The sequence below is a fragment of the Pelatocladus sp. genome (assembly GCF_059505505.1).
Genome location: NZ_JCACKS010000196.1, coordinates 1 through 2,071, shown reverse-complemented (window position 1 = coordinate 2,071; position 2,071 = coordinate 1). Strand labels below are relative to the sequence as shown.

The 2,071-nt window shown below is 39.4% G+C and carries 3 protein-coding genes; 2 read left to right on the top strand and 1 reads right to left on the bottom strand.

Going from position 1 to position 2,071, the window contains the following annotated elements:
• The first annotated feature begins 242 nt into the window (after nt 1-242).
• Nucleotides 243-467 (top strand): hypothetical protein, encoded by a 225-nt coding sequence (locus AC5JMK_RS15035; RefSeq protein WP_495910461.1) that lies wholly within the window; start codon nt 243-245, stop codon nt 465-467.
• The gene (locus AC5JMK_RS15030) at nt 464-898 is read left to right on the top strand and encodes a type II toxin-antitoxin system VapC family toxin (protein WP_495910460.1); all 435 of its coding nucleotides are present in this window, start codon (nt 464-466) and stop codon (nt 896-898) included. Before AC5JMK_RS15035 ends, AC5JMK_RS15030 begins: the two co-directional genes overlap by 4 nt.
• Before the next feature lie 132 nt (nt 899-1,030).
• Here AC5JMK_RS15030 and holA read toward each other — a convergent pair whose 3' ends face one another.
• Nucleotides 1,031-1,984: a DNA polymerase III subunit delta gene (gene holA / locus AC5JMK_RS15025; protein WP_495910459.1), complete on the bottom strand. Its 954-nt coding sequence runs from the start codon at nt 1,982-1,984 to the stop codon at nt 1,031-1,033.
• Nucleotides 1,985-2,071: the final 87 nt, after the last annotated feature.

Sequence of the window (2,071 nt, the reverse complement as noted above, 5' to 3'; positions counted from 1 at the left end):
GAGGGCTATGAGGCTTATTATGTCTGCATCATAGCACTTTTTGTCGCCCCGTCAGGGGCGTTACAGTAAACCATCCAGCGATCACTAATCGCTGCTTTTGTCCTCCAGAAACATTTGCCGCCACTGCGCCCTGTATCAGAATTTTTGCGGAAATTGGCTAAATGTAAGGGGCTGAGGCTTTGGATTTAGAGATTAAAATAGAGTTAGCAAAGGTAGGGTTTACTTGATTAGGAGGTTCGATAATGACTTTACAAGAAATTATTAATTCTATTGAAAGTTTGCCTAAAGAAGAACAGGACTTTTTATTTGAGTTTCTCCGTCAAAAAAAGGAGGAATCTAGAGGGGATAATTTTTGGCAGGGATTACAAAAATTTAGAAGCGTAATCCAAAGCGAGGGGATTATCTTTACTGATGATGATTTCGCTGACCTACGAGATCGTAGTGTGGGCAGAGAAATTGATCTATGAGCTTGAAATACTTACTTGATACCAATATTCTATCTGAGCCAGCACGTCCTATTCCTAATGCCAATGTTTTGCACAAACTAGATATTCATAAATCAGAAGTTGCCGTTTCTAGTGTTGTTGTTCATGAACTTTTACATGGCTGTTTGCGGTTACCAGAATCTAAGCGGCGAGAGTCTCTTTGGAATTATATTCATGAATCGGTATTAAATTTACCAGTCCTTGATTACGATTTAAAGGCGGCACAATGGCACGCCCAAGAAAGGGCTATATTATCCAAAATTGGCAAAACTCCTGCTTTTGTAGATGGTCAAATTGCGAGTATTGCTTACTGTAATAATTTAATACTGGTAACTAATAATGTTTCGGATTTTGAGTTTTTTAATAATTTCAGGGTTGAAAATTGGTTTCTTAATAGCACTGAATTTCTCTAAGGCGAGATAAATAAAAACATAACTTGTGAAAGTTATGTTAAATACTAATATTATTAATTAGTGAGTTTGGATTTTAGACTGGAATCAAATATACAATCCAAAATCCAAAGTTATCAGTCAATTTTACGCTGATTAAGTTAACTTAAATAACCTGCTAATGCTAAGAATTGTTGGCAGTAAATTCTTACCTTCAGCACCCCTCTTAATAGACATCTCCAAATCCAGCATCATAGTTACTGCCTTAGCTAAAGCATTGATGCTTGTATTTGCTACCTCCTGACGCAAATAGTAAATGCGATTAGGATTGCTGATACTGCACATTTCAGCTAATTCACTATCTTTCTTAACCCCAGAAGCGATCGCAGATTTAACCCACAGCCAAGTTCTAAACTGGGTTAGGAGAGTAGCAACAATCACCATTAATGGTTCCGAGCGTGACAGTAAATCATCCAGCAGGTGCAAAACTTGATTACTTTCTCCTTGGCGAATAGCAGATGCCAGTTGTAGGCTATTCTGAGTCTGACATGGCACTAACTCTTTTACTTCTGCAAGCTCAAGTTGTCTGCCATTACCATAGATATACAGTTTGCGTAACTCTGTGGCTGCACGGGTCATGTCGTTACCAATTGCTTCTGCTAGATATTCCACCGCATTCTTTGACAGCACCAGCTTAATTTTTTTAGCCTGAGTACCGATCGCCTTTTCAATTAAATCAGTACGCCAAGGTGGTATCAATGGAAACTCAAACAACTTGGCATACTTGACAAGATGTTTGTAAATCTTCAGGCGCTTATCTACATTGGTGGCGACAAACACCAGAATTGTGAATTCAGGCACTTGAACAAGCTGCTGCAAAGTTTCTAACTCAGTATCACCCCACTGCTTGAGGTGGCAATTTTCGACAATCACCAGTTTTTTACCACCAGTCAGGGAACGAGTGCGAGCTACACTGATAGCTTGGTCAAGGCGATCAGCTGGAAATCGGTGATAGCAAAGTGTGAGCCATTGGGAATCAATCTCTGCTTTGTATTGGTTTAGCTGTTCCTGGATGGCGTGTTGGTCGTCACCTGTCAGCAAGACAATCATCCTTTTACCCTCCCGTTACTTTGGCAGTTTTAATTAGACTCGTCCGGAATATGATTTAGGTACAAAAAAATGGTAGAAAGTAAAATT

Bases quoted from the DNA above. Each gene is read 5' to 3' on its own strand.
- AC5JMK_RS15035 (WP_495910461.1), top strand. From the start codon at position 243: ATGACTTTACAAGAAATTATTAATTCTATTGAAAGTTTGCCTAAAGAA.
- AC5JMK_RS15030 (WP_495910460.1), top strand. From the start codon at position 464: ATGAGCTTGAAATACTTACTTGATACCAATATTCTATCTGAGCCAGCA.
- holA (WP_495910459.1), bottom strand. From the start codon at position 1,984: ATGATTGTCTTGCTGACAGGTGACGACCAACACGCCATCCAGGAACAG.